Source organism: Rhodococcus sp. IEGM 1354 (genome assembly GCF_030056855.1).
In the GTDB taxonomy this organism is placed as follows: domain Bacteria; phylum Actinomycetota; class Actinomycetes; order Mycobacteriales; family Mycobacteriaceae; genus Rhodococcoides.
In genome coordinates, this window is record NZ_JASHKT010000003.1 from 73,681 (window position 1) to 99,837 (window position 26,157).

Sequence of the window (26,157 nt, forward strand, 5' to 3'; positions counted from 1 at the left end):
CGTTCCGGGATCAACCGCGCGGACTGGTCACCCTGGCAGGCACGGAGTTGTTTGAGCGGTTCAGCTTCTAACGGCCTGCAGGTGATCCTCGCGTACTACCTGTACTACTCGCTCGTCGACGGCGGACTCGGACTCGACGTCGGAGTGGCGGTCGGTATCGCCGGATCCTACGGCGGCGCAGTCTATATCGCGCAGATGGTCGGAGCCTGGGTTGCCGATCGTCTGGTCGCCCCGAGAACGGTGGTGCTCTATTCGGCCATCTCGATCATGCTCGGTCATGTGGTGCTGGCGCTGATCCCGACGACGGCGGGTATGGGCGTAGGCCTGCTGCTGATCGTCATCGGCACCGGCGGACTCAAGGTCAACGTCACAGCGATGGTCGGGATGCTCTACGCGAACGACGATCCCAAGCGCGACTCGGGATACTCGCTCTACTACATGGGAATCTCGCTCGGTGCATTCCTCGGCCCGCTGCTCACCGGTGCCCTGCAGAGCTCGGCCGGCTTCCATATCGCCTTCGGCGCAGCGGCGGTGGGAATGCTGATCGGCCTGGCCCAGTATGCGGTCGGGTACAAGCATCTGCCCGAGGCCACCCGAACGGTGCCCAATCCGCTTCCGCGCTCGCGTCGGGCGGCGGCCGCAGCTGTGGCCGGATCGGTCACCCTGGTCATCGTTGCCGCGGCCGTCGGTGGCCTCCTGAATCTCGACAACCTGGGAACCGTGCTGACCGCGATCATCGTGATCGCCAGCATCGCCTACTTCGCAATGCTGTTGTCCTCGAAGAAGGTCGACGCCACCGAGCATCGACGGGTGCTCGCCTACATTCCGGTGTTCCTCAGTAGTTTGTTGTTCTGGACGTTGTTGTTCCAGTTGTTCACCACCCTGGCGGCGTACATGGACACCCGCGTCGATCTGACGGTCGGCTCGCTCACGATCCCTGCGGCAACCGTGATCACGTTGGAAGGTCTCTTCGCCACTGTCATCGCTCCGATCTATGCCGTCGGCTGGACCCGGATGGGCAGCAGGCAGCCAAGTCCCGGAACGAAAATTGTCGTGGGAATCGGCCTGCTGGCGGTGGCAATGGCCATGTTCGCGGCAATGGCGGGCACATCGGGGGCGACGAATTCGGTTGTCCTGGTTCTCGTCGCGATGTTGCTGTTCGGTGCCGGCGAGATAGCTGTCGTGCCGTCGGTCCTGTCTGCCACTGCGCAGCTCGCACCCGCATCGCACAAGGCCGGGATGACGTCGCTGTACTTCCTCACGATGGCAGGAGGCTCGACCTTGGCCGGCTTGCTTGCTCAGAAGTACTCTGCAACAAACGAACTGACCTTCTTCGGTGTGACGGCGGCGGCGTCGATCGTGGCCGCGGCGGTGCTGCACGGTGCCTATCGCACGCTCATCGCACGAGCCGCTCTGACGTAATACTGCTCCAACGCAACACTTTCGGACGAACCCAGAACATGCCCCGACCGATCCTGCTCTCGGATCGGCCGCACTCGAGGAGATATTCATGCCCGAACAGTCGCAACCGGCACCCGGCGTGGCAATCGCCGCGCCGCACACCGCGGCCGTCGACGCTGCCCGCACGATCGTCGAAGCCGGTGGCAACGCCGTCGATGCGGCGGTCGCTGCAGCTGCGGCCCTCACCGTGGTCTACCCGCACATGTGCAGTGTGGGCGGTGACGTCATCGCATTGCTGCGCAGGAGCGACGGCAGCACCACCTGCATCAACGCATCGGGGGCATACGGTTCGGCTGCATCCGTGGACCAGCTGTTCGAGACGATCGAGACGATGCCGATCACCGGTCCGCTGACGGTGTCCGTTCCAGGTGCAGTGTCCGGGTGGGCGGCTCTGCTCGACGCCGGTGGCTCGCTGCCGTTGCTCGAAGTATTGGCACCAGCAATTTCGCTTGCCACAGAGGGGTTTCCGGCCAGCCCCGGACTCGTCGAGATGATCGAGCTCGACCGTGACGCACTGATCACCGATCCAGGCTTGCGCGCGAAGTTCTTCGTCGATGGTCAGCCGATCCCCGTCGGGCACCTCGTCGTGCAGCCCGAGTTGGCCCGCACCCTGACGGACCTGGCGACCGATGGCCTCGATTCTTTCTATCGCGGTCACACCGCCGACCGATTCGCCGCCGGACTGAAGAAACTCGACGTGCCGGTATCGAGAGAGGACCTCGAACGTCATCGTCCGAGCGTCGAAGAACCTCTGGTGCGCGAATTCGACGGATTCTCGGTGGCCACGGCACCACCGAACTCGCAGGGCTACACACTTATTCGATCTCTCGGTGCCGCCTTGTCCGGGAGTGCGTCTGCGGGGGATGTCGACGCCGGGGTATTGGCCGAGATCTTCTACGACTCCGACGAGCATCGCGATACCTACCTCGCCGACCCACGCTGTGCCACTGTGGATATCCACGATCAGCTGACCCCGGCCGGCTTCGCGGCAATTCACGAGGCGGCGGCAGCCCGGGTGGCAGGAGCCGAACGGCAGACATCGACTGCGACGCCGCGTCCGGGCGGCGACACCGTCGGAATTGCGGTCGTAGCCAAGGACGGCACAGCAGTGTCGTTGATACAGTCCGTCTTTCATTCCTTCGGAGCGCAGATCCTCGAGCCCGACACCGGGCTCGTGCTGCACAACCGTGCTGCGTTCTTCACGCTCGATGCCGCGTCGCCCAACCGCATCGAGTCCGGAAAGCGGCCCGCGCACACGCTCGTTCCGGTGATCGTGGACTGGGCGGACGGAGCGGTGTCCGCCCACTCGACCATGGGAGGCAAAGCGCAGTCGCAGATTCACACCCAGTTGATCCTGCGGGCGCTGCGTGGATTCGATCCGCAGCAGACCGTCTCCGCGCCCCGATTCATCGTCGGCGGATTGGAAGCCGGCACACCCAACGGTTCGGTACTGGTCGAGCCGACGTTGGAGGACTCCGCCGTCGAACAGATTTCGCAGACGGTGTTCACCGTCAAGCATGGCACCGAATTGGACAGTAACGCAGGTCATTCCATGGTGGCCAGGGTTCTCGCCGACGGTACGCTCGGTGCCGGCGCAGACCCGCGTAGTGACGGCGGCGTGTGGGTGACCGCATGAGTCTCGACGAAACGACGGTGGCCGGAGACGGACCGGCACCGACGACCATGAGGCACCGTGTCGGCGAGGCCGTGAACGGTCACCTCCGATTGTGGTCGATGATGGTGCTGACGATGGTGACCGGGATGCTCGACGCCGTCGGCTACCTCGGATTGGACCGCATTTTCACCGGAAAACATGACCGGCAACATCGTCATCCTCGGTATGGGGGTGGCAGGTGAGGACGGACTGCCGATCGTCGGCCCGTTGGTAGCGCTGTTCGCCTTCGTGCTCGGTGCCGCGCTGGCCGGCGTGACGCTTCGCTCGGCTGCGCCGGGATGGAACATCCGGGTCACCGCGATCTTCACGGTGGGAACGCTGGGACTCGTCGCAGCAGGCGTCACGCTGCTGGTGGTCGACGTTCAGGGCAACTCGCCGCTCGGTATCGCGATCGCCAGTGTCATCGCTGTCGACATGGGGGCTCAGGCACTCGCTGCGCGATTCCTCGCGGTCAAGGACATGACGACCGTCGTCGTCACGTCGACCATCACCTCGCTCGCCGGCGAGTCGTTCGTCGGCCAGGGCCCCGGTCGGTTGTTCAACCGGCGGCTCTGGGCGATCCTCGTGCTGTTCGTGGGGGCCGTCATCGGAGCGCTTCTACTGCGCGTGGACATTGCGATACCCGTGCTGCTCGGTGCGGCCCTGACCGCAGCGGTCGCGGCGCTCGGTCATTGGGCCTGGGACGGAGCCACGGGCTGAGCCGCACCGGCGTCTTCGGTGCGGGACCGTTCTGCGCTGTGCTGGCGCCGGAGCATCTCTCGGTGGCCGTACGTGGCGTTGAGGATGTCGCTGCGATCGGATACCGACGAGCCCACTGCTCCGGCGACCGTGCCCAACGACGCCGCCAGCCAGGCCAGCGACAGGTAGTCCGCCGTGCTCGCTTCTCGCTCGATCTGAGCGGTGAGGAACTCGGGCGAGATCACCACGGCAGCAGAGAGCAACACGACCGCGAACAGGACTGCGTACATACACAGCACGCCGGCCACGACGGTGCCGAGGGTGGCAGAGTTGTAGATCCAGCGATCGGTGGTCGAGGAGCGAAACCGTCGGTGCTCCCAGAGGCCGTGCGGAAAGATGAGCCACACCGTGATGGCCACGATGGCGGCGATACCGATCAGTGTGAGCCGGGCAGGCGTCATCGAGGCCGCCATCTGCCAGATGCTCGCGTAGAACACACCGAATGCCGACGCGGCGCTCGCAGCCGCGAGCACGCTCGACAGGGCGGGGACCAGACGCCACGGCCGATTGCAGCGAATCATGCCCAGCACCATGCGCGTTCGGCCGAACATGCCGGGAGTGAGCAGGATTCGCTCGCCGCCACCGTCTGGGTCGGGGCCAGGAGCCCACTTGGACATCGACCGTCGTAGGTGTGGCCGCGAGGCGGTATCGCTGCGAAGAAGATCGTGCACGATCGCGATGGCCACCGCCACGGCGCGACGCCGTACGCCGATGGTGCCGAACGAGGGTACGTACAACGCACCGGTCGAACCGTCACGCAATTCGGCGACGACGGGGCTGGCCCCGACGCGTCGCGGAACCTCGGAGATGCAGAGCACCAAGTCGAATGTGTTGGTGGCCTGAATGGCCTCCAGCCACTGACCCAACGGCGCAGAACCTGCCTCGGTGGGAGGCAGCGTGACTGCGGGCCGGGCCGTGTCCAGGCGGGCATCGGTCCCGTCGATAGTGATGGTGGGCGGAAGTTCCCGTTCGATGGCGGCCGCTATCGTCGACGCGAATCCCTCGTCGGCCACCAACCCGATCGTGATCGTTCGTTGTCCTTCGCTTTCGGCCCCCGAGCCGTTGTCTGTCTTGTCGAAAACCATCTTGTCGCGGTACCCCGGACCAGACACCCTCACACACCGAGCCGGACGTCAGCACACGGGTTCGGGTTCACCCTTCGAGATCTGGAAGCGGCTGCGCAGTGCGTCCAATTGTCGGTGCAGTTCGTACAGCGCCTGCTTCTGAGCGCAGGCCTCGTCGGTGTGCCACTTCGCGCTGCGGGGGTCGCCCACCCGAAAGGCCTTGTGGGCGTAGTTCTCCGAGACTTCGATTCTGCTCGACGTCGACGCAATTTCGGCCGCAAGCATGTCGGCGAACACACGGGCCTGAGCCACATCAGAACTGTCCGGCACGGCGATCCTCTCTGAACGTGGCGTGATACTCGCGATCACCATAACGGACCTGAAAAAGACCGCTGGATCGGTTTTTGCGTACAAACCATGCGACATGGGCGAGACGCCACTGCCTCTGCCGAAACGGGTAGTAGTCTGCTGTTCGTGCCCGCGACCCCGGACGGATCCGCCGCCCTGCGCGGATCTGCCGTCGGCGCTCTGACGGCAACGATCACCGCCACTGCGCACGCGTTCGGCGGCGGCATGTTCCCCTCCGACGCCGCGATCGTCCTGTTGGCTCTGGTGTGCGCGGGACTCGGGTACGCCGCCGCCGCCGTGCCGATCGTCATCGCGCCTCGCCTGCAGTTGATGGCGACGCTGGCCGCTGCGCAGACGTTCGGACACGTGCTGCTGACGCTCGTCGAGGGCGATCACCACGGTTCGGTGCCGACACAGCAGATGCTTGCGGCCCACGCGATCGCGATCGTCGTCGGCGCGGTGATCGTGCACGGGGCCGAGCGTGGGATCTCGCGCGCAGCCACCGTCGTTCGTCGGATACTCCCGATCCTTGCCATTGTCGTCGTCGACGATTCGCCGAGTGCCGCCCCGCTTCCGCTGTACCGGACACCCGGCGTCCAGCGGCTCCTCGATCTCTCGGGCTCCGGGAACCGCGGACCGCCTGCCGCGTCGTACTGACCGCAGCCTCCCACCACGACCGCTCCTGCACTGCGGGGCGAGCAGAGCTGCGGCATGTTCTTCGCGCACAGCACGGTTCGCTCGACATCGAGTCGACCCGTGCCCACGGCGCGCGCCCACCCCTGCCTTCACGAAACGAGCCCTCATGTCCACACCGGAAAAGGAACGCGTCGCCGATCCTTCCCCGCCCACCCGTCCGGCCGGCCCGCGCAGCTGGCGTCCGCTGATTCTTCGTCTGCACTTCTACGCGGGCATATTCATCGCGCCGTTCATCCTGATAGCGACCGTCAGCGGCGGCCTCTATGCCGTCGCACCGACGATCGAGCAACTCGTCTACCGCGACTACCTGCATGTCGACTCCACCGGACCGGCTGTCCCGGTCGCCCAACAGATTCGAGCCGCTCAGGTCGAGAGGCCGGATCTGACCGTGTCGGCCGTGCGACCCGCCGCCGAAATCGGCGACACCACCCGAGTGCTGTTCACCGATCCGACCCTCGGCGAATCGCGACGACTGGCCGTCTTCGTCGATCCCGCCACGGCGTCGCCGGTGGGTGAACTTGCCGTCTACGGCTCCTCGAGCGCATTGCCGGTCAGAACGTGGATCTCGGAACTGCACCGGCACCTGCACCTCGGTGAACCGGGCCGGATCTACAGCGAACTGGCCGCATCGTGGCTGTGGGTGATCGCGCTCGGTGGCCTGTACCTGTGGATCGAGCGCTACCGACGCAACCGAAGCAGGGCGACTCTGCTCACCTTCGATCGTGAGTCGAAGGGCCGCAACAGGTCCTTGAACTGGCATGGCGTAGTCGGTATCTGGATCGCCGTAGGTCTGATCTTCCTCTCCGCCACCGGACTCACGTGGTCCACGTACGCGGGCGCGAACGTCACCGACCTTCGCGCCGCGCTGAGCTGGACGACCCCCGCCGTTGCCACGACCATCGGTTCCTCCGACACGGCGACCATGGGGGATCACTCGGGGGATCACTCCGGTCACGGCGGCCGTTCCATGGACATGTCGGCCGATGCGTCGGCGACCGACAGCAATGTCGGCCGCATCGATTCGGTGCTCGACACCGCCGAAGCGAACGGCGTCGACGGAGCGGTGGAGGCATCGATCCCGGCATCGAACGACGTGGCGTTCGTCGTCGCCGAAACCCGTCAGCCCTGGGTGATGTCGAACAACTCGATCTCGATCGACGGCAGTACCGGCGCGGTGATCGACACCCAGTACTTCGCCGACTGGCCGGTGGCAGCCAAGCTGTCGGCCTGGGGAATTCAGTTGCACATGGGGACGCTGTTCGGAGTTGTCAATCAGTTTGCCCTCGTTGTGCTTTCGCTCGCCTTGGCATCGGTCATCGTGCGCGGCTACATGATGTGGTGGAAGCGTCGACCCGCGAAGAGCACTGGACTCACCGCAGGCCGGCCGCCTCTGCGTGGGGGACTGCGCCGCATCTCGCCGTTTTCGGTGGTGCTTCTCGCCACGGCTACCGTGGCCGTCGGCTGGTTCCTGCCCTTGTTGGGGCTGAGCCTGGTCGCCTTCCTGGCGGTCGACTTCATGGTCGGATACGTCAGGCGGCCCGCGCACTGACGCGAGGAGGACGACGCTCTCTCGCCGGTCGGTCCGATTGTTTCTGCCGCCCTCGGGATACTCGGAGACCATGCCCGAAGGTGACACCGTCCACGCGCTCGCCGTGCGATTGCGGCGAGCGCTGGACGGCGTCACGCTACGGACAGGGCGACTGAACGTGCCCGCACACGCCGTCGAGAATCTCGCCGGGCGAACCGTCGTCGCTCATCGGACTCACGGCAAGCATCTGTTCACCGATTTCGACGACGACACCACGCTGCACACCCACCTCCGCATGACGGGATCGTGGACGGTGGTCCGGGCCGGCCGCTCGATACCGCGGCGGGTGCATCCCGACGTCCGGGTGCGCCTGTCCGCGGTGGACGGCCCCACGGCCTACGGCATTCTGTTGCCTGTCGTCGACTATGGGTACACGGCGTCGATGAACGCCCTGGTCGCACATCTGGGACCGGACCCACTGCACCCTGACTTCGACTCCAATCGTGCGGCATCGAACATCCTCGAGCAGGGTTCCCGGCCGATCGTCTTCACCCTCCTGGACCAGCGGGTGATCGCGGGACCCGGAAATCTGTGGGCGAACGAGCTGTGTTTTCTGCGTGGATTGTGGCCCTGGGCTCCGTCGGCAGGCGTGGACGCGGAGAAATTGGTGACTCTGCTCGCGCGGGCGATGCGGCATTCGGCGAACACTCCCGGGGCCATGCAGGTCACCACCGGCGACACCCGTCGTGGCCGGACCCACTGGGTCGCCGGCCGGGCAGGTAAGCCGTGTCTGCGTTGCGCGACCGTTGTTCGTGTCGAGGCCGACGTGCCGAACGACCCCGATCGACGTCGAACATGGTGGTGTCCGCACTGCCAACCGAAGCCTGGGTGCTGACCGCGGTAGGGGTCAGAACGTCGAGTTCGTCGGGTGGTCGGCGTCGACGAGATCGCGAGCGACGGTGTGCAGGGGCAGGTTCTGTTGCTGCGAGAGTTTCGCCAGTAGGTCGAACGCCTGTACCGCGTCGAGGTCGTAACGTTCCATGATCATGCCTTTTGCCTGGCCGATGATGTCTCGGCTGGCCAAGCCGGTCCGGAATTGCTCGTTGTCGCGGGCACTGAGCATTGCGATGGCAGCATGCGCAGACAAGGCCTCGCCGATCGCCACCGCGTCGGCGTCGAACGCTCCGGTGACGTCGCTGTACAACACCAGCGCCCCGAGGTCATCGGCGTTGCTGTAGAGCTGAAAGGCCGAGAGCGACTTGAAACCAGCCTCGACGGCCAGCGCAGCGAACTGTGGCCATCGCGGTTCGGTTGCCAGATCGTAGGACACGACGACGTCGAGGTGTCGGACCTCGGTGGGAATCGGACCTTCGTCGAGCTCGTACTGCAGCCGACACAGCTTCTCGGCGATCGGGTCCGTCGATGCGACGACTGTGCGCTCACCCCTGTTCACCGTGGTGATGCATCCGGTGGTTGCGCCCGGAATGAGCCGAATCGCCATTCGGAGAATCTCACTCAACGTCTGCGGCATCGACCGATGAGTATCACGCAGCGATCGAGCGAATTGCGCGAGCGACAGGGCTTCGGACGTTCGAGACATCTCTTGCTCGGCCGGTGAATCAGTCATTCACACGATCCTCTCGCGCGTTGGACCTTCGACGTCATCGCGTCGGCGAGATCCTGTGATCGTGCGCCTGCTTCTGGACGCCCTGTCCCGACCTCGAGGCCGGATCAATGGATTTTATACGGTTCGCAAAACGGTGGTCCGGTGAGTGTTGCCGCGCATCGTCACCGGATGCACGAAGGGCCGCCGATCATTCGATCGACGACCCTTCCGGACACTGCGTCCTACTTGAAGGTGTCCTTGATGTTCTCGCCGACCTTCTTGACGCCGGCCGAACCCTGATCCTTCTTGCCCTCGGCCTCGAGGTCCTTGTTGTTCGTTGCGTCGCCGACAACTTCCTTCGCCTTGCCGATGGCGTCTTCTGCTGCGTTCTTGGCCTTGTCGATGAAGCTCATGACGAGATCCTTTCTCGGTTCGGTTTCTTCTCGAATGGTTGGTCGGACCCCGACCGACGAAGCGCACGTCTCAATGGTGAGATCTGGGTCACACCGAAAGCCGGGGCGTCGACGTTTCCGCAGGCTCGCCGCTGGCTACATTCGACCGATGATGGTCGCGAAGGTGGACAACTTCCAGCGCAGGCACCCCTCGGCGGGTTTCCCGTTGGCGGTGCTCTACAAATTCATGGACGACCGGGGCGGCTACCTCGCGGCACTGATCGCCTACTACTCGTTCCTGTCGCTGTTTCCCCTGTTGCTGCTGTTCACCACGCTGCTGGGAATCGTGCTGGCCGGAGACCCGGAGCTGCAGACCCGCATCATCGACTCGGCGATGAGCCAGATCCCGGTCATCGGTGACCAGCTCGGTCAACCGGACCGCCTCAGTGGAGGAACAACGGCCATCGTCATCGGTGTCGTCGGGTCGCTGTACGGCGGACTCGGAGTGTCGCTGGCCGTGCAGTACGCGATGAACACTGCGTGGTCGGTGCCGCGCAACGAGCAACCGGACCCTATAAAAGGTCGGCTGCGCGGATTGTTGCTGCTCAGCACTGTCGGCACTGCGATCATCGGACTGACGGTGCTGAACGGGGTCGCGTCCTCGGGCGTGTTCGGGTTCGCCGGCGGTGCGCTCGCACTCGTCGGAGCGGTGGTGGTCAACGCCGCCGTCTTCACCGCGGCCTTCCGAATCGGCACCGCGCGGGATCTGAGCGTGCGCGACGTACTCCCCGGTGCGGCGATCGCGGCGGTCGTCTGGCAGGCGCTGCAGTCGTTCGGCGGCATCTACATTCGCTACGTCGTGGGCAACGCAAGTGCAAGCAACGGCATCTTCGCAATTGTCCTCGGTCTGCTCGGCTTCCTGTACGTCGCGTCGGTACTGATCGTGCTGTGTATCGAAATCAACGCCGTGCGAGTCGACCACCTGCATCCCCGGGCTCTGCTGACGCCGTTCACCGACAACGTCGAACTCACCGAGGGTGACAAGAACTCCTACACCGGCCAAGCAGAAGCGCAGCGTAACAAGGGTTTCCAAGACATTACCGTCACTTATGACGAGCCGGACTCGGCCGGTAACTCGAACGACTGAGCTCAGTGTCCACAATTCGGGCTCGCGCACGGGATCCCGTAACCGGCGGCGAATTGTGGACCCTCAGCTCGCCTCGGGCTCATTTTTGACACCACTGGGAAAAATCTCCCACCAGTGTTAGATTGCAGGCATGCCCTCCGCGAAGGCCGATCGCTCGGAACCGACGTACATCCAAAACGCCCGCCGAGCACAGTTGATCGAATGCGCCGTCGACGTCATCGCCGAGACGGGGGTCGAGAAGGCGTCGTTCGTGCGCATCGCCCAGCACGCAGGCATCAGCCGCGGAGTCATCTCCTACCACTTCGGCTCCCGCGAAGAACTTCTCGACGGTGTCGTCCAGCGCGTCTATGCGCTCGGCGAGCGGGAAGTGGGCCCTGACGTTCAGGCGGCCCACTCGAGTCGGGACGCGTTGTTGGCATTCATCAGCGGCAGCGTCACGTTCTACGCTGCCTACCCGCGCCACATGAAGGCTCTCTCGGCCATTTTCGCCGCCGCCCCCGCTCGGATCGAACGATCCGAGCACGGAGCCGAAATGCTCGAAGTGCACACACTGCTCGAGGCGGGCCAGCGGAGCGGACAGTTCCGATCCTTCGACACCCGGATCATGGCCATGACGATTCGCGCCGCTCTCGACGCGGCAGTGTGGCGAGTCGGGGCCGGTGACGATGCGGCGACGCTCTCAGGAGAATTGCGCCGAACATTCGATGCTGCAACACGTTCGAAGGACCGATGAAGAAGTTCACGATCACCGCCGTCGTACTGATTCTTGTACTCACCGGCTGCTCGTCGAACGCCGAATCCGACACCGCGCCTGTCGATATCGCCACGACCACGGCCACGGTACACGGCCTGACCACCGAGACCACCCGTGAATTTCTCGGTATCAGATTCGCCGAGCCGCCCGTCGGAGATCTGAGATGGGCTCCGACGCAACCACTTCCGACGTCGGACGCCGATGTCGACGCCACCGCACCCGGCTCGCAGTGCCCACAGGCTGCCGGCCTACCGGGTGTTACCTCGTCCTCGGACGAGGATTGTCTGTTCCTGAATGTCACCACGCCGCTGAAGCGGTCGGTCGAACCACTCCCCGTGATGGTGTGGTGGCACGGCGGCGGCTTCACCACAGGCTCGGGGTCCGCTTACGACGCCCAGCGGATGGCGAGCGAGGGCAACGTGATCGTCGTGACCGCCAACTACCGACTCGGAATGCTGGGCTATTTCGGACTCCCCAATCTGACGGGGTCGGGCAACTTCGGACTGGCCGATCAGATCGAATCGTTGCGATGGGTGAACGACAACGCCGTTGCGTTCGGCGGTGATCCGAGCAATATCACCGTGTTCGGGCAGTCGGCGGGCGGTATGTCGACGTGCGCTCTGCTGACATCCCCTGTTGCGGAAGGCTTGGTGGACAAGGCCGCAATCATGTCGGGATCGTGCGCCTTGGACTTTCCGGCGGATGCAGTCTTCCCGGGCGTTCCGCCGCAGCGACCGTTCGTCCCGCTTGCAATCAACGAGTCGGTCGGGTCGGACGTTGCGCAGCAACTGGGGTGCGCAGGCGCAGATGCGGTGGAATGCCTACGTGCACTTCCCGTCGATGCACTCGTGGGTAAGGGGGAGAACTTCGGCTTCGATGTGGCTTTCGGTACCGATTTGCTGCCCGAGGATCCGCGAACCGTAGTCCAAAGCGGCGGTGCACTACCGATTCCCGTCATCTCGGGCGGTACCGCTGCCGAGCAGAGATCGTTCGTGGGTGGTGCGGTGCTGGCAGAGAAGGCCTCGATCACCGCCGACACCTACCCGAAGTTGCTGGCCGATGCCTTCGGGTCCGACGCCGCCCGCGTCGCCGACCTGTATCCGCTGCAGAATTATCCATCCGCGGCGCTCGCGTGGGCGGCGGCCACCACCGACGCTGGATGGTCGTGTCCCACATACCGAAACAACCGAGCGCTGGGAAAGAATGCGCCGGTGTACTCCTACGAATTCGCCGATACCAGCACGGTCGACGTCAACGGTGTCGGATCTTCCGGGGTTCCGCAGGACGCCGCGCATGCGTCCGATATGCCGTACCTGTTCGATCTCGGCGGCGAGAATCTACTGAAAACGCCCGCGCAGCAGGATCTGGCGCGGAGGATGATCGAGTACTTCACCTCGTTCGCCCACACGGGAACACCCAGTGCCGACGGCGGGCCGCAGTGGCCGCGAACGACCGACACCTCCATCCCGGTGCTTCGGTTCGTCTCCGACAACATCTCGGTGATCGACGCCGATGCCGAGCATCACTGCGACTTCTGGAACTCACTCGCGCGCTGAGAAGCGTGGCGACGAGCTGACGCCGATCGACTCCGCAAACGCGTGCGCATTCGCTGGATGCGCGCGGAATAGCTGGGTGATCGGGCACTATTTCACGCGCGGATGGCAAACGCGCGCGCGTTTGCGAGGACCGGGGCGGCGGGGCTGAATCGGGACGTCGCCGGCCGGTCGGAAAAGTTTTCGGAATTATTTCGCGAAAGCGCATGCGCAAGCGCTTGTATTGGTCGTACGCTCCTGCAATCGAGCGACGCGACCTGCGTGGCGAGGACAAGGGAGTCCACATGTTCAATCACCGTCGGAAGACCACGCTGACGATCGGAACCGCGTTGATGGCCGGTTCCCTCGTACTCGGACTGACCGCATGCAGCGGTTCGGATTCGGACAGCGTCAAGGTCGGGCTCATCACCAAGACGGATTCCAATCCGTACTTCGTGAAGCTCCGTGAGGCAGCTCAGGCCAAGGCGGATTCCAGCGGAGCCGAACTGGTCGCTCTCGCAGGTGCATTCGACGGTGACAACGAAGGTCAGGTCGCGGCGATCGAGAACCTGGTCGGCCAGGGTGTCAAAGGCATTCTGATCACCCCCAACTCCTCGACCGGCGTCCTCGACGCGATCAAGAAGGCGCGCGACGCAGGCGTCGTCGTCATCGCCCTCGACACTGCCACCGACCCCGAGGACGCGGTGGACGCCACGTTCGCGACCGACAACAAGGCGGCAGGCGTCAGCCAGGGCGAGTGGGTCAAGGGCACGTTGGGAACCACTGCGCCCCAGGTCATCATGCTCGACGGCACCGCGGGCGGCACCGTCGACACGTTCCGTCACGACGGCTTCCTCGAAGGAATGGGCCTGACCGACAGCTCGTCGGAGATCGTCGGCCAGGAGAACACCAACGGCGACCAGACCAAGGCGCAGACGGCCATGGAGAACCTGCTGCAGCGCGCTCCGGGCGTCAACGCGCTCTACACGATCAACGAGCCCGCCGCGGCGGGTGCGTACCAGGCAATCCAGTCCGCCGGCCGCGCCGATCAGATCACCATCGGTTCGATCGACGGCAGCTGCACCGGCATCGCGAACGTCAAGTCCGGCATCATCGGCGCAACGGTGCTGCAGTTCCCGGCGAAAATGGCCGAGCAGGGCGTCGACGCTGTGGTCAAGTTCGCCCAGGACGGTACCAAGCCCAGTGGCTTCAACGACACCGGTTCTCAGCTGGTCACCGACAAGCCGGTTGCCGGAATCGAATCCCAGGACACCGCATGGGGCGAAGCGAATTGCTGGGGCTGATCGCGAAACAACGGCGAACACAGGGATTTGATTCGTGAGTACCGATACCGCTGCGCCTCCCAAGGCACCGAGCCGGTTCAATGTGGGGACCATCCTGCGTGAACCGCTGCTCGGGCCACTGGCCGCACTCGTCATTGCCATCATCGTGTTCAGCTCGATCTCGAGCTCGTTCCTCAACCCGCAGAACGTTTCTCTGATTCTGCAGCAGTCCGTGGTAGTCGGCATTCTTGCCGTCGGCCAGACCTTGATCATCCTCACGTCCGGTATCGATCTGTCGATCGGCGCGGTGGCCGTGATGGGCACCATCGTGATGGCGCAGTCGGCCGGGGCCAACGGACCGGTCGTAGCGTTGGGTTCGACGCTCGCCGTGTGCGTGGCGTTCGGCGCGATCAACGGCGGATTGGTGACGATGCTGCGGCTGCCACCGTTCATCGTCACGCTCGGTACGTTCACGGCAATCCAAGCGGCCACCCGACTGCTGGCCGGCTCCGAGACCTACCAGGTGCCGAGCGGACCACTGACGCTGCTGGGTACCTCGTTCAAGATCGGCAGTTTCTCCACCACCTACGGCGTGGTGGTAATGCTGCTGGTGTACGCCGTGATGTGGTACGCCCTATCCCAAACATCGTGGGGCAGGCACATATACGCGGTGGGCGGTAGCCCGCAGGCCTCGGACCGCTCCGGCATCAAGTCCGGTCGCGTGCTGTTCTCGGTCTACATCGTCACCGGTGTCATCGCCGCGATCGCGGCATGGGCAGCGCTCGGACGGATCCCCAACGCCGACCCGAACGCCTATCAGAACGCCAACCTCGAAACGATCACCGCGGTCGTGATCGGTGGAACCAGTCTCTTCGGTGGCCGCGGTACCGTCATCGGGACACTCATCGGAACTCTGATCGTCGGGGTACTGCGCAACGGGCTCACCCAGGCCGGCGTCGACAGCCTGTACCAGAACGTCGCGACCGGCATTCTCGTCATCGTCGCTGTGGCCGTCGATCAATTCGCACGCAGGAGGTCACAGTGAATGCCCCCCTCGCTCTGGAAGCCCGTGGTCTGGTCAAGACCTACGGCAGCGTGACGGCCATCAACGGTGCGGATTTCGAGTTGCGGGCCGGTGAAGTGCTGGCAGTGATCGGCGACAACGGTGCCGGAAAGTCCAGTCTCATCAAGGCTTTGGCCGGTGCGGTGATACCGGACTCGGGTGAGATCCTGATGAACGGCTCGCCCGTGTCGTTCAAGAACACCCGCGACGCGCGGGCGGCAGGGATCGAGACGGTCTATCAGGACCTGGCCGTCATTCCCGCGCTCGACATCGCCTCGAACGTCTACCTCGGACGCGAGATCAAGCGCAAAGGCATCAGCGGCAGCATCTTTCGGCGTCTGGACATGCCGAGAATGCGCGACGAGTCGTCGAAGCATCTGCAGGACCTCAAGATCGGCATCAAGTCGGTCAACCAGGCCGTCGAGACACTGTCCGGTGGGCAGCGTCAGGGCGTCGCAGTGGCACGAGCTGCGGCATTCGGCCGCGGGGTGATCATCATGGACGAGCCGACCGCAGCTCTGGGCGTGCGGGAATCGGGCATGGTGATCGACCTGATCCGAACGATTCGCGACCGCGGGATACCCGTGGTGCTCATCAGCCACGACATGCCGCACGTGTTCGAGGTCGCCGACCGGATCCACATCCACCGCCTCGGCAAACGCGCAGGCGTCGTGGATCCGAAGAACCGCACCATGTCCGAGGTCGTCGCGCTCATGACCGGCGCGGAGGAGCCGACCGACGATGAACGCGCCGGACTCTGAATCTACCCGTCCGGTCGGAGTTTTCGTCGGGCTGGCGACACTCGATGTGATTCATCGAGTGTCGTCGCCCCCGGCGTCGAACCAGAAGATCACCTCGAACGCGCAGTTCGTTGCGGCCGGCGGTCCTGCTGCCAACGCCGCCGTCACGTTCGCCGCACTGGGCGGTACGGCCGTTCTCGTCACTGCGCTCGGAGACGATCCGGTGGCTGCCCTGGTCAAGGCAGAACTTGCGGAATGTGATGTGCGCGTGATCGACTCGATCGCGGGCACCGTCAGAGCAGTACCCGTCTCGGCCGTGACGGTGATCGAGTCGACGGGAGACCGGTCTGTCGTCTCGGCCGACGCCGTGCACTCCGACGCCGCACCGCCGAGCGGCCTCGATGCCGTGCTCGCCGGTGCCGACGTCGTACTCGTCGACGGCCACCACCCCCTGATCGCCCGCGCCGCCGTGGAACATGCGGCGGCGCGGGATACCACGTCGGTCGTCGACGCCGGACGCTGGAAACCCGTGATGAGCGAGCTGATTCCGTTCGTCACGGACATGGTGTGCTCAGCGGACTTTCGCACGCCCGGAGCGTCGGACACAGCTGCCACCGCAGCGACGTTGGTGCGCTCCGGCGTACGCACCGTCGTCACCACCCACGGCGGAGAGCCCGTCGAATTCTGGTCCGAGGGCAACTCCGGCTCCGTAGGCGTCGAGGCGGTCACCGTGGTCGATACACTGGGAGCCGGCGACGTCTTCCACGGCGCGTACGCGTACTACTCGACGCAGTCCGGCTCCGTGCAGGAGCGTATCCGCCGGTCGGCTCGCGTTGCGGCGCTGCGCTGCTCGGTCGTCGGCCCCAGAGCGTGGCTACGCGAAATTTCCATTCACGGACTCGAAAGCGGCAACAGTGAGCAATGACCGACAGGTGCAGGAAGCATCCCTGGACGAACTCGTGGAGCTGGCCGGGCGGCTCGCCGTGCCGGGAGAACGGCGCATACTCGGCCTGACCGGTGCACCCGGAGCCGGAAAGTCCACCGTCGCACAGCAGTTGGTGGATGCACTGGGCCCCGAGCTTTCGGTGCTGGTTCCGATGGACGGATTCCACCTGGCCAACGAGGTGTTGATCGAACTGGGCCGGCTCGATCGCAAAGGCGCACACGATACTTTCGACGACGGCGGCTACGCACGTCTCGTCGCCGCGATTCACGATCAACGCCCCGGCGATCCGCTGGTGTACGCACCGAAGTTCAGGCGAGAGATCGAGGAATCGATCGGTTCCGCGGTCCCGGTCCCGTCGGACGTTCCGTTGGTGATCACCGAGGGCAACTATCTGCTGATGCAATCCGACGCATGGCCTGCTGCCCGGGCGATGATCGACGAGGTCTGGTTCCTGGCCCCGCACACGGCCGTTCGGCACGAGCGCCTTGTCGCGCGGCACGAGGCCTACGGGAAATCACCCGAGGAAGCGCAGTTCTGGGCATTGGGTTCGGACGAACGCAACGCGGAGCTCATCGGTTCGACCGCGCAGCGCGCCGATCGAATCCTGCGATTGACATGAGACCGCCGCCGTCCGATACACACGGGAACGACTGACATGCCCACCATGGACGACGTCGCTCGTATCGCCGGAGTGTCGGTGTCGACGGTCTCGCACGTGCTCAACGGAACCCGCAAGGTCAACCCGGCGACCCGGCAACGCGTCGACGCTGCCATCGTCGAGATCGGGTACCGGCGCAACGTCGTGGCGCGTTCTCTCGCGGCCGGTAGAACCCACACGGTGGGGCTGTCGATCGCGGCGCTGACCAATCCGTACTTCGGCAGCCTCGTCTATGCCGTCGAGCAGCGGTTGTCGGAGGCAGGCTACGTGTTGATTCTGGGTGACTCGCACGACGAGCCGACGTCGGAGCGGCGCGTCACCGATTCTCTGCTGGACCGTCAGGTCGACGGCATGATCCTTGCGCCCGCGGCCGGTTCGGAGGAGTCGACGATTCCCGAGATCATGCGCAGCGGAACACCTCTCGTGCTGATCGACCGGATGCTGGACATCCCGTGCGATCAGGTGGGCCCGGAGAACGAGCAATCCGCGTACGAGCTGACGGCCCATCTGCTCGACGCCGGTCACGACCGAATTGCGATCGTCCGTGGCATCGAGGGAATCTCCTCCACCACAGAGCGTTTCGCAGGCTATGCCAGGGCGCTCACGGATCGGGAGATCGAACTCGACCCTCGGTTGGTTCTCGAGGGCCGGTCCAACGTCGAGGTGGCCGAGACGCAGGTACGCGAGCTGTTGACCAGCTCGAACCGACCCTCGGCTCTGGTGTCGATGAACAACTCGATGACCATCGGATCACTCAAAGCGGTTCGCGCCCTTGGCTTGTCGATTCCCGACGACCTGGCGTTCGTGTGCTACGACGATTTCGAGTGGTCCGATCTGTTCGAGCCGCGCCTGACGGCCGCCGCACAGGACGTGCAGACCATCGGCAGAACCGCCGCCGACCTGTTGATCGGTCGAATCGAAGGCCGTGACGACGCACCGCGGTCGATTTCGGTACCGACGACGTTCACCCATCGCAATTCGTGCGGCTGCACTGCAGCAGCACGCTGAAGACCAGCCGCACCCGAAAGAGGAGAACAGTCCATGCCGATTGCCAGCCCAGAACAGTACGTCGCCATGTTGGACCGCGCCAAGGAGGGCGGGTTCGCGTACCCGTCGATCAACGTCACCAGCTCGCAGACGCTCAACGCAGCGCTGCAGGGTTTCGCAGAAGCGGAAAGCGACGGCATCATCCAGGTGTCCGTCGGCACCGCGCTGTACCTGTCCGGCAATGCCGTGCAGAACCGCTTCGCCGGTTCCAAGGCGCTCGCGCAGTACGCCCACGAAGTGGCCCAGCATTATTCGATCTCGGTGGCACTGCACACCGATCACTGCCCCGCCGAGAACCTCGACGATTGGGTGCGGCCGCTGCTGGCCGACGCGATCGAACGACGCGCTCGCGGCCTGGCACCGCTGTACCAGTCACACATGTGGGACGGCTCCGCTGTGCCGCTCGACGAGAACCTGCGTATCGCACGCGAATTGCTCGATCTGTCGGTGCAGGCCGACACCGTTCTCGAGATCGAGGTGGGCGTGATCGGCGGGGAGGAAGACGGGGTGTCCCACGAGATCAACGAGCAGCTGTACTCCACCGTCGACGACGCCCGCGCCACCATCGCCGCGCTCGGTGCAGGTGAGCGTGGTCGCTACATGACGGCGTTGACCTTCGGCAATGTCCACGGCGTCTACAACCCGGATTCGGTACATCTACGTCCCGAGATTCTCGACGAGATCCAGTCGGTCGTCGGTGCCGAGATCGGAAAGGACAAGCCGTTCGACCTCGTCTTCCACGGTGGATCGGGCTCGAGTGCCGCCGACATCGCGTCGGCTGTGGCGAGCGGGGTGATCAAGATGAACATCGACACCGACACTCAGTACGCGTTCACCAGGTCCATCGCCGGTCACATGATCGGCAAGTACGACCAGGTTCTCAAGATCGACGGCGAGTACGGCAACAAGAAGGCCTACGACCCCCGATCGTGGGGCAAGCCGGCCGAGTCGGCCATGGCAGCCCGCGTGGTCGAGGCAACCCAGATGCTCGGCTCGGTCGGACGAACGATGCGGTGAAGTGTTTCGGTCGAGTATGTAGATATCGGCCGACCGGCTCCGTCCCAGGGGCGAATGCAGAAAGAATGGCTGCATCCGACGCGAGGAGACATCATGGCCAAGTACCTCATGCTCAAGCATTATCGCGGAGCCCCCGAGCCTGCCGACTGGATCCCGATGGACCGGTGGACCCCGGCCGAAGTGCACGACCATATCCAGTTCATGCGAGATTTCGCCGACGAACTCGAGAAGACAGGCGAGTTCGTCGACGCGCAGGCCCTGGCCCCCGAGGGAACGTGGGTGCGGTCGGACGGGGCCGGAAAGCCCCCGGTCATCGACGGTCCGTTCGCGGAGACCAAGGACTTGATCGCAGGCTGGATGGTCATCGACGTCGAGTCCTACGACCGCGCGCTCGAACTCGCCGGGCAACTCTCGGCAGCACCCGGCGCCGGTGGTGAGCCGATCGGCGAATGGCTCGAGCTGCGTCCGTTCATGGAGGCCCCCACCACGATCGACGAGTGACGGCACTTGTGGATCCCCACGTGCTGCGGATGCTGACTCCTTCCGTGATCGGGGTCCTCGTCCACCGCGGGGCAGATTTCGCGGCCGCCGAGGACGCCGTCCAGGAGGCGCTGGTTCAGGCGGCCTCGGTGTGGGGGGCGTCGGCACAGGCGGGTGACGCGCCGTCCGACCCGAAGGGGTGGCTCGTCACCGTGGCGTGGCGCAAGTTTCTCGACGCGCAGCGGTCGGAGAAAGCTCGACGGGATCGAGAGAACCGGGTTGCGGCCGAGCCGGAACCGGGCAGCGTGCACGGCGTCGACGACACGCTGCAGTTGTTCTTCCTCTGCGCGCACCCGGTGCTGACACCCGCAGCAGCGGTAGCGCTGACGTTGCGTGCCGTCGGGGGTCTGACGACGCGGCAGATCGCGCAGGCGTATCTGCTGCCGGAGAAAACCATGGCCCAGCGCATCAGCCGAGCCAAACGGGCGGTGCGAGATGTCCGTTTCGACGCTCCGGGCGACCTCACGACCGTTCGGAGGGTGCTGTACCTGGTCTTCAACGAGGGGTACACCGGCGACGTCGATCTCGCGGCCGAGGCGATCAGGTTGACGAGGCAGCTGACGACCCTGTCCGACGACGCGGAGACCGCTGGATTGTTGGCGTTGATGGTGTTGCACCACGCCCGCCGCGCGGCGAGAACAGGCTCCGACGGCTGGCTGATTCCCTTGGCAGAGCAGGATCGGTCGACGTGGGACACCGCCTCGATAGCCGAAGGAGTGCGGATTCTGCAGGCGGCGCTCGCTCGGGATCGGCTGGGCGAGTTCCAGATACAAGCCGCCATCGCCGCACTGCATGCCGATGCACGCCGGGTCGAGGACACGGACTGGGTACAGATCGTCGAATGGTACGACGAGTTGCTCGCGATCACCGACAGCTCCGTCGTTCGGCTCAACAGAGCCGTCGCGGTGGGGGAGGCGGACGGCCCGGCTGCCGGACTCGCGGCGCTCGCCGCCGTCGATTCCGCGGTACCTCGGTACCACGCGGTGGCTGCGCATCTGCACGAGAAGGCGGGCGATGTCCGGTTGGCCGCCGAGCTGTTCGTTCGCGCGGCCGAGTCGGCATCCTCGGTGGCCGAGCGGCATCATCTGACGCTGCGCGCCACTCGAATTCGTACCGCAGGTTCGTAGCGGTACCCGAAAACAGCGAACGGACCGAGCGGTTTTGTAATCGGATCGTTAGCGGTCGAAAGCGGAATCCGTGCAACCCTCGTATGGTGCTGATGTTGCCTGTGGGACAGATGAGAAAGAAGCTGACTCGATCCACCGCGGTGGTGACCGCGGCCGTACTGGCGTCGATGGTGTGGGCCGGAAGCCCGGCACAGGCGCTGCCGGGCGGTACCGGATCGGCCGACGCCGCGGTAGGGGCCGTCGGAATCCACCAGGTGTCGGCAACGCGTGCGGTGCTGAACGTGTTCTCTCCGTCCATGAATCGGGTCATCTCCAACGAGATCCTGCATTCGCCGGGAGGTGGACCTGCCCCGAGCCTGATCCTGCTCAACGGCGCACTCGGCAACGAGGACGGGGTCGGCTGGCTCAACAACTCCGGCGTCGAACAGTTCTTTCTCGACAAGAACGTCACCGTCGTAGCACCCATCGGCGGTCGGTTCAGCTTCTACACCGATTGGCAGGCAACGGATCCGGTTCTGGGTGCCAACAGGTGGCAGACGTATCTCACCCGCGAACTGCCTGCCGCCGTCGACGCCGCCTACGGATCCAACGGTCGACGCGGTGTGGCGGGACTGTCGATGAGTGGCGGCCCCGCACTGGATCTGGCGATCCAGGCTCCGGATGTGTTCGACGCAGCCGCGTCGTTCAGCGGCTGTCCCGCGCCCTCCAATCCCTTTGCCACCGCGGGTATTTCGGCGATGATCGCCGGTGGACTCAACAACCCGTTCAACATGTGGGGTTTGCCGGGAAGTCAGGGCTGGCGCGACCACGATCCGTCGCTCAACGTCGAGCGATTGCGGGGAACCGCGGTGTACGTGAGCTCGTCCCGTGGACTTCCCGGACCGGTGGACCGGATTCCGGAGGGTGCGGTACCGCCGTTCGGTGGGATGGCAGTCGAGGCGATGGTGAACTACTGCACCTCGATATTCGTCGACGCATTACGACGAGCCGATGTGCCGGCGACCGTCTCCATGCGCGACGAGGGCGCACACACCTGGCCGCTGTTCGAGGATCAGCTGCGCGAAGCCTGGTTCACCACGTTGGCACCGGCTCTGGGAACCAGCTGATTGCGCCGACTCGCCCGTGGGTAAGTGTCGATGGACAGGCACCGACGAAAGGACCACCGGAACATGTCGAAGGACGATTTGCACAAGGGCGACAAGGTCGAATGGCAGACCCACGGAACCACCACCGAGGGAACGGTGCAGGAGAAGATCACCTCCGAGACCGAGACCGAAGCCGCCGGCCGCAAGGTCAAGGCCTCGAAAGACGACCCGCAGTACCGCGTCGAAAGTGACAAGTCCGGAAAGGACGCAGTGCACAAGCCCGAATCGCTCGACAAGAAGGGCTGATCCCGCTCCGTATGTCTCTCGAAAGTTGCCCCTGCTGACCATCTGTACCCTCGGCTGGGACGGATCGTCACTTTGGAGGCAACGATGGGGACGACCCCGATGCGGATTGTTCGTGCACGTTCGCGTCTCGGTCGGTGGGGTGGCGATCGCCGTGCGGGGAGAGCTCTCGCTGCTTCGGGGACGCTGGCGATCGTGTGCGTACTCGTCGTGGGCTGCGGCGTGTTCTCCGGCGACTCGACCACGGACACACCGTCCGCAGTGACCTTCACCGGGCAGATCGAGTCTCCCGACAAGCTCTGCCTGGACGGAAGCGACACCGACACCGTCAGTCTCGCGACGTGCAACGGAACGCCGGCGCAGCAAGTGGTCGCCGAGGCCGACGGCACGGTTCGATCGCAATCGCAGTGCCTGGTGCCGGAGAACGGGGAGGCCGCAGCCGATGTACCTGTTGTCCTCGGAAGCTGCGACGACAGTGCTGTCTCCAAGTGGACGGCGGGCGAATCCGGTGCGATCGGTCTGACGGGCACCGGCCTCTGTCTCGCGAACGACGCACGACAGACCTCTCGGCGTGTGGCCGTGCTCGCCGAATGCGACGGCTCGTCGGTACAGACGTGGACACCGGTAGCGGCCGCGGAACCGACCGCGGAGAACCCCGGCGGAATTGCTGCACCCACCGGGGATCTGCCGGGGTGGAAGCAGATATTCGTCGACGAGTTCACCGCCCCGTCTGCCACCGGCAGTTGGTCCAATCAGTGCGACCCCTCGAAGGTCGTCTACACCGGAGCCGAGGGCCAGCGGTGGCGCACCTATCCGTCCTGCTATCCCGATACCTACGACAAACGGCCGTATCGGCCCGATGCAGTGCTGTCCACTGCGGACGGCGCGCTCCGATACCACCTCGGTCAGGTCGACGGCGTTCCGGCCGGAGCGAGTATCTCCCCTCTGATCGGTGCCGACAGTCAGTATCAGACGTACGGAAGATATTCGGCGCGTCTGAAAGTGGATTCACCGGATCTGTCCGAGTACTACGCGGCATGGTTGCTCTGGCCGCAGTCCGAGAACTGGCCGTACGACGGCGAGTTCGATTTCCCGGAAGGTGCGCTGTCGGGCAACGTCGGTGGGTTCCATCACTTCTCGGGCGAAGGCTCGTGCGCCGACGGGTGCAAATCGCCCGCCCTCGACATCGGCGCCCAGTTCACCGACTGGCACACCTACACCATGGAATGGTCGCCGGGCAGGATTCGATACTTCCTCGACGACACGGTCGTACTGGACTCCACCGACTTCGTGCCGTCCACACCGATGCGATGGGAGCTGCAGACCGAAACCAAGGGGGACGGAAACAACGAGGGCAATCTGATCCTGGACTGGGTCTCCGTCTATTCCTGGAACGGCTGATACGCAGCCCGCGCCGAGCGCTCGGCACCCCAACTGCGTTCGATGTAACCGACGATCGTGTCGATGTCCGCGTTCGGAATCTTCTCGGGCTCACCCTTTTCCAACGGATCCGTGTGGAATATGTACACGCGAGAGGCGAACTGATCGAACGGTAGCGAGCCTTCGCCCGCGCGTTCGCCGTTCCCTGCCGTTCCGACGACGACTCCGTCACCCCAATCCTGCCCACTGTCGTTGTTGGGATTGAAGAAGTAGACCCGCATGACGCCGTCGGGGTCGGGGGCAACACGCAGAATGGCGATGGCGTGCCACCCCACATACCGTGCAGCGCTGTCGGTTACGGCCACCCCGGCGGGTTGCGGGTGGATCAGAGGCTGATGGCCGTTGTACTCGGGGTGATACGCGGCATGGAACTGCCGCAGGAACCCATCGAGATCGATCAGATTCCCGGTCGCGACGTCCACGTCGATATGGAACTCGCGGGCCGACCACCACCCGTGGAATTCGGGGTTGACCCAGCGATGCGGGTCGCCCGGTCTGTCGGCGCAGCGTCGGACCATCTCGGCGTAGATCCGGTCGAGGTGCGGAACCAGAATCAGCGAAGCCGGGTCGAGATCGACAGGATCCGACGTCGCGACACCACTTTCGCTGTCGACGGACGAGATCGACTGACCCTCGAAGTGCATGACGATCTCTTCGTCGCGTGCCGCCCACACCACCATCTGGAGCAGGTAGTCGGGATCGTTGTACGCCCACATCGACAGCGCGCGCGCCGACTGACACGTGGGGTTGTCGCCCTGGCCGACACCGAGCGGTTGTCCGAGCATGGAGAGCAACCCACCGAGCAACCGAGACTCCGGTGCCGGAACCGGACCGAAGGTGGTGATCAGGCGTTCTCGCACTGCGGGCGCGAGTGTCAGCGCCAGCTGACGCCACAGGGACGGCACGATCGGCGGCTGATGCAGGATTCCGCGGTCGAGCAGCAGCGCCAATCCGTACAGACTTTGCGCCGTCTCGGGATACACGGTTTCCTCGATCAGACGGTGGACCAATTCCGGATAGCGAGTGAGGCACGTACGCCCGGTATCGGACAGCCCCAAGGCCTCGGGCAGGACATACGAGTAGTGGTCGACGAGATACTGCGTGAGCGTGGCGTGGTACGGCGAAACGAGACCGGTGTCGTGCATTGCCCGTGCGAAACCGCGGGCCTCGAACTGCAGTGCCTCGACGTCCATGGCCTCGAGCCGGTTCCGGTAGACGTCCACGCCCGGGTCCTCGCGGCACGCGTCCGTGGTGCCGAACAACGCCGTGGTCAACCGATCGAGTCCCTGACCGGACGTGCCGAGATCGACGGTCGGGTCGTCGCGATAGATCGCAATGCGCGTGACCATGGACTTGATGGTGTCGACCTGGATCGGACGCTGACGCAGGATCCGCCAGATCTCCTCGAGCAACTCGTCCAGCACACTGTCGTAGCCGATCTCCCCGGCAACGTAGCCGAAGAGGTCGCGGATCAGGTGTGCTGTCCGCCCCAAACGGACTCGCTCCGATTCCGAGGGCGGGGTGAACAACACCTCGAGGTTCAACGCGAGTACCTGGGAGAGGAAGCGTCGCGCATCGTCGGCGGTGACTGCGGGATGCTCGTACTCACCGGCGACGATCGCGACCATCCGCAACTCGCTGGCTGCTTCGAGAACCACGGTGTCGTCGTTGCCGCTGCGCAGGCTCGGCCCCACGAACGCCGGAACGAGAATGTCCGGCTGCGCCCAGTCCGTCCCGGCGAACAGCCCGGCGTTCTCCAGCACCGCAGCGCGTTCGCGTACCGCGCCACAACCGCCGGGCTGCAACAACACTCGGTGCAGGGAATCCAGAACCCGTCGCACCTTGGTGCTCTTGCTGAACTCGGGTGCACCGGCCAGCGCGTCGACGGCGTGATCGAGTTGGGCCAGCCGCGACACCAGAGCCTTGTCGATCGGTGCAGCGTCGTTCATCGTCTGCGTCGTGGGTTC

General features: G+C 64.8%; 27 protein-coding genes. 22 read left to right on the plus strand and 5 right to left on the minus strand.

The features are described from left to right. Positions 1 to 51 precede the first annotated feature (51 nt). The 4 genes from QM588_RS07570 (at position 52) to QM588_RS07585 (ending at position 3,835) form a co-directional block, all read left to right on the plus strand. The gene (locus QM588_RS07570; RefSeq protein WP_283312438.1) at positions 52 to 1,422 is read left to right on the plus strand and encodes a peptide MFS transporter; all 1,371 of its coding nucleotides are present in this window, start codon (positions 52 to 54) and stop codon (positions 1,420 to 1,422) included. An 88-nt stretch (positions 1,423 to 1,510) separates the two neighbouring features. Continuing rightward, complete coding sequence (locus tag QM588_RS07575) at positions 1,511 to 3,097, plus strand: gamma-glutamyltransferase family protein (RefSeq protein ID WP_283312439.1); 1,587 nt, start codon at positions 1,511 to 1,513, stop codon at positions 3,095 to 3,097. Beyond that, complete coding sequence (locus QM588_RS07580; protein WP_283312441.1) at positions 3,094 to 3,318, plus strand: hypothetical protein; 225 nt, start codon at positions 3,094 to 3,096, stop codon at positions 3,316 to 3,318. Before QM588_RS07575 ends, QM588_RS07580 begins: the two co-directional genes overlap by 4 nt. Beyond that, positions 3,275 to 3,835, plus strand: coding sequence for a DUF1275 family protein (locus QM588_RS07585; RefSeq protein ID WP_283312442.1), 561 nt, complete (start codon positions 3,275 to 3,277; stop codon positions 3,833 to 3,835). Before QM588_RS07580 ends, QM588_RS07585 begins: the two co-directional genes overlap by 44 nt. Here the strand turns inward: QM588_RS07585 and QM588_RS07590 are convergent. Beyond that, complete coding sequence (locus QM588_RS07590; RefSeq protein ID WP_283312443.1) at positions 3,805 to 4,959, minus strand: hypothetical protein; 1,155 nt, start codon at positions 4,957 to 4,959, stop codon at positions 3,805 to 3,807. The two genes, QM588_RS07585 and QM588_RS07590, sit on opposite strands and share 31 nt — an antisense overlap. A gap of 48 nt (positions 4,960 to 5,007) precedes the next feature. Next, positions 5,008 to 5,268, minus strand: a complete 261-nt coding sequence (locus tag QM588_RS07595; RefSeq protein WP_283312444.1) for a hypothetical protein — start codon at positions 5,266 to 5,268, stop codon at positions 5,008 to 5,010. A gap of 144 nt (positions 5,269 to 5,412) precedes the next feature. Here QM588_RS07595 and QM588_RS07600 point away from each other — a divergent pair, with 144 nt between their 5' ends. The 3 genes from QM588_RS07600 (at position 5,413) to QM588_RS07610 (ending at position 8,405) form a co-directional block, all read left to right on the plus strand. Beyond that, positions 5,413 to 5,943, plus strand: a complete 531-nt coding sequence (locus tag QM588_RS07600) for a hypothetical protein (protein WP_283312445.1) — start codon at positions 5,413 to 5,415, stop codon at positions 5,941 to 5,943. 145 nt (positions 5,944 to 6,088) lie between these two features. Then, positions 6,089 to 7,531, plus strand: a complete 1,443-nt coding sequence (locus QM588_RS07605) for a PepSY-associated TM helix domain-containing protein (RefSeq protein WP_283312446.1) — start codon at positions 6,089 to 6,091, stop codon at positions 7,529 to 7,531. 70 nt (positions 7,532 to 7,601) lie between these two features. Then, positions 7,602 to 8,405, plus strand: a complete 804-nt coding sequence (locus QM588_RS07610; protein WP_283312447.1) for a DNA-formamidopyrimidine glycosylase family protein — start codon at positions 7,602 to 7,604, stop codon at positions 8,403 to 8,405. 12 nt (positions 8,406 to 8,417) lie between these two features. On the opposite strand, the gene QM588_RS07615 is transcribed toward QM588_RS07610, so the two are convergent. Then, positions 8,418 to 9,137, minus strand: coding sequence for a GAF and ANTAR domain-containing protein (locus tag QM588_RS07615; protein WP_283312448.1), 720 nt, complete (start codon positions 9,135 to 9,137; stop codon positions 8,418 to 8,420). Between the two features lie 221 nt (positions 9,138 to 9,358). After that, entirely contained in the window at positions 9,359 to 9,529 is a 171-nt protein-coding gene (locus QM588_RS07620; protein ID WP_027495724.1) for a CsbD family protein, read from the minus strand. A gap of 151 nt (positions 9,530 to 9,680) precedes the next feature. Between QM588_RS07620 and QM588_RS07625 the strand changes: the two genes are divergently transcribed. The 15 genes from QM588_RS07625 (at position 9,681) to QM588_RS07695 (ending at position 24,151) form a co-directional block, all read left to right on the plus strand. Continuing rightward, positions 9,681 to 10,655, plus strand: a complete 975-nt coding sequence (locus tag QM588_RS07625; RefSeq protein ID WP_283312841.1) for a YihY/virulence factor BrkB family protein — start codon at positions 9,681 to 9,683, stop codon at positions 10,653 to 10,655. Between the two features lie 130 nt (positions 10,656 to 10,785). Then, a complete protein-coding gene (locus QM588_RS07630) occupies positions 10,786 to 11,388 on the plus strand; it encodes a TetR/AcrR family transcriptional regulator (RefSeq protein ID WP_283312449.1) in 603 nt (200 codons plus the stop codon). Continuing rightward, a complete protein-coding gene (locus QM588_RS07635) occupies positions 11,385 to 12,965 on the plus strand; it encodes a carboxylesterase/lipase family protein (protein ID WP_283312450.1) in 1,581 nt (526 codons plus the stop codon). The genes QM588_RS07630 and QM588_RS07635 overlap by 4 nt, the downstream gene beginning before the upstream one ends. Before the next feature lie 281 nt (positions 12,966 to 13,246). Then, complete coding sequence (locus tag QM588_RS07640; RefSeq protein WP_283312452.1) at positions 13,247 to 14,245, plus strand: substrate-binding domain-containing protein; 999 nt, start codon at positions 13,247 to 13,249, stop codon at positions 14,243 to 14,245. A 34-nt stretch (positions 14,246 to 14,279) separates the two neighbouring features. Beyond that, entirely contained in the window at positions 14,280 to 15,269 is a 990-nt protein-coding gene (locus QM588_RS07645) for an ABC transporter permease (RefSeq protein WP_032376276.1), read from the plus strand. A gap of 50 nt (positions 15,270 to 15,319) precedes the next feature. Next, positions 15,320 to 16,048: an ATP-binding cassette domain-containing protein gene (locus tag QM588_RS07650; RefSeq protein ID WP_442972887.1), complete on the plus strand. Its 729-nt coding sequence runs from the start codon at positions 15,320 to 15,322 to the stop codon at positions 16,046 to 16,048. Next, positions 16,029 to 16,952: a PfkB family carbohydrate kinase gene (locus QM588_RS07655; protein WP_283312454.1), complete on the plus strand. Its 924-nt coding sequence runs from the start codon at positions 16,029 to 16,031 to the stop codon at positions 16,950 to 16,952. The genes QM588_RS07650 and QM588_RS07655 overlap by 20 nt, the downstream gene beginning before the upstream one ends. Beyond that, complete coding sequence (locus QM588_RS07660) at positions 16,942 to 17,592, plus strand: nucleoside/nucleotide kinase family protein (RefSeq protein ID WP_283312455.1); 651 nt, start codon at positions 16,942 to 16,944, stop codon at positions 17,590 to 17,592. The genes QM588_RS07655 and QM588_RS07660 overlap by 11 nt, the downstream gene beginning before the upstream one ends. A 36-nt stretch (positions 17,593 to 17,628) precedes the next feature. Continuing rightward, positions 17,629 to 18,639, plus strand: a complete 1,011-nt coding sequence (locus QM588_RS07665; protein WP_283312456.1) for a LacI family DNA-binding transcriptional regulator — start codon at positions 17,629 to 17,631, stop codon at positions 18,637 to 18,639. A gap of 33 nt (positions 18,640 to 18,672) precedes the next feature. Further along, on the plus strand, positions 18,673 to 19,695 hold the full coding sequence (fbaA, locus tag QM588_RS07670) for a class II fructose-bisphosphate aldolase (RefSeq protein ID WP_283312457.1): 1,023 nt from the start codon (positions 18,673 to 18,675) through the stop codon (positions 19,693 to 19,695). 93 nt (positions 19,696 to 19,788) lie between these two features. Further along, complete coding sequence (locus QM588_RS07675) at positions 19,789 to 20,196, plus strand: YciI family protein (RefSeq protein ID WP_283312458.1); 408 nt, start codon at positions 19,789 to 19,791, stop codon at positions 20,194 to 20,196. A 29-nt stretch (positions 20,197 to 20,225) separates the two neighbouring features. Further along, entirely contained in the window at positions 20,226 to 21,362 is a 1,137-nt protein-coding gene (locus QM588_RS07680) for an RNA polymerase sigma factor (RefSeq protein ID WP_442972888.1), read from the plus strand. Positions 21,363 to 21,472: 110 nt separating this feature from the next. Next, a complete protein-coding gene (locus QM588_RS07685; protein WP_283312459.1) occupies positions 21,473 to 22,468 on the plus strand; it encodes an alpha/beta hydrolase in 996 nt (331 codons plus the stop codon). Positions 22,469 to 22,531: 63 nt separating this feature from the next. Further along, entirely contained in the window at positions 22,532 to 22,753 is a 222-nt protein-coding gene (locus QM588_RS07690) for a DUF2945 domain-containing protein (RefSeq protein WP_283312460.1), read from the plus strand. 99 nt (positions 22,754 to 22,852) lie between these two features. Continuing rightward, on the plus strand, positions 22,853 to 24,151 hold the full coding sequence (locus QM588_RS07695; RefSeq protein ID WP_283312461.1) for a ricin-type beta-trefoil lectin domain protein: 1,299 nt from the start codon (positions 22,853 to 22,855) through the stop codon (positions 24,149 to 24,151). Here the strand turns inward: QM588_RS07695 and QM588_RS07700 are convergent. After that, positions 24,133 to 26,139, minus strand: a complete 2,007-nt coding sequence (locus tag QM588_RS07700; RefSeq protein ID WP_283312845.1) for a hypothetical protein — start codon at positions 26,137 to 26,139, stop codon at positions 24,133 to 24,135. The genes QM588_RS07695 and QM588_RS07700 overlap by 19 nt on opposite strands. Positions 26,140 to 26,157: the final 18 nt, after the last annotated feature.